General features: G+C 25.5%; 1 protein-coding gene. It reads left to right on the forward strand.

Annotation, left to right across the window (positions count from 1 at the left end):
- Positions 1–131 precede the first annotated feature (131 nt).
- A partial coding sequence (locus GQV94_RS07580) for a PDC sensor domain-containing protein (protein ID WP_200170439.1) occupies positions 132–1,185 on the forward strand: 1,054 nt, incomplete at its 3' end.

The raw sequence follows: 1,185 nt of genomic DNA on the forward strand, positions 1-1,185 counted from the left end.
ATAAAACTTCAGTTATATTTGTTTTAAAAAAATAAGTTTTTATATTTTCTTGTTAAAATTTCCTAAATATAGAATAAATAAGTTGTTTTTGTTATATAATAATTTATTATTTTTAGTTCTGAAGGATTTTTATGAAAATAAGCAGTGTTAAATTTAAAATCTCTTTAATAGCTAATATTATAGCTATTTTGTGTTTAGTTGTTTTGGGTATAGTTACTTTTTATTTTTCAAAAGATGCTTTGAATAAAGCAGAATTTAAATCTCAAAGTAATGTTTTAAAAGTAGCTCAAGAATCCATCATCAATTTTCAAAATAATAATTCACAAACTCTTGAAAATTTCGCTAATAGAATTTTAAAACTTTCCTATAATCAATTAGATAACCAACAAGCTTTGATGGAAAATATAGGAGATGATTTAAAGTTTTTAAGAGAAGCTGGAAAATTTTTAGCAGCTTATATTGCGCAACCAGATGGTGAGCTTGTTGTAAGTGATACAGATTCTGATGCTAAAGGAAAGAATTTTGGTATTTATGGTAAAGCTGATAATTATGATGCAAGAACAAGAGGCTATTATCAGGAAGCTTTAAAAACAAATGGAATTTATATAACCCCTTCTTACATAGATGTTACTACTAATTTACCTTGTTTTACTTACTCAAAAGCTCTTTATAAAGATGGTAAATTTATAGGAGTTTTAGCAATTGATGTCTTGGTAGAAGCTTTACAAAAAGAATTTGAAACTAAGCCAGGCAACTCTCTTTTATTTGATAAGAATAATCAAATTTTTATTGCTACACAAAAAAAACTTTTAGATTCTTCTGTAGATCATACTCCAGTAATCAATGCTTATAAAGAAAACGGAGATTATAAATTCTTTTCTTATGGATTAAAAGGAGAAGAAAGATTAGGTATTTGTGCTAAAGTATCTGAATATACTATATGTAGCACAGAAAGTGCAGAAGTAGTCAATGAACCAGTTACAAAAATGGCTTTTATTCAAACAATAGTAGTTATTATAATGGTAGCTTTTGCTTTAATATTTTTATATCTTGTTAATAATTATTTCTTATCCCCGCTCACCACTATCCAAAATGGTCTTAACTCATTCTTTGATTTTATTAATCATAAAACAAATAATGTATCAACCATTAATATAAAAACAAATGATGAATTTGGTCAAATAT

Source organism: Campylobacter sp. TTU_617, from assembly GCF_016599045.1.
Classification (GTDB): Bacteria; Campylobacterota; Campylobacteria; order Campylobacterales; family Campylobacteraceae; genus Campylobacter_D.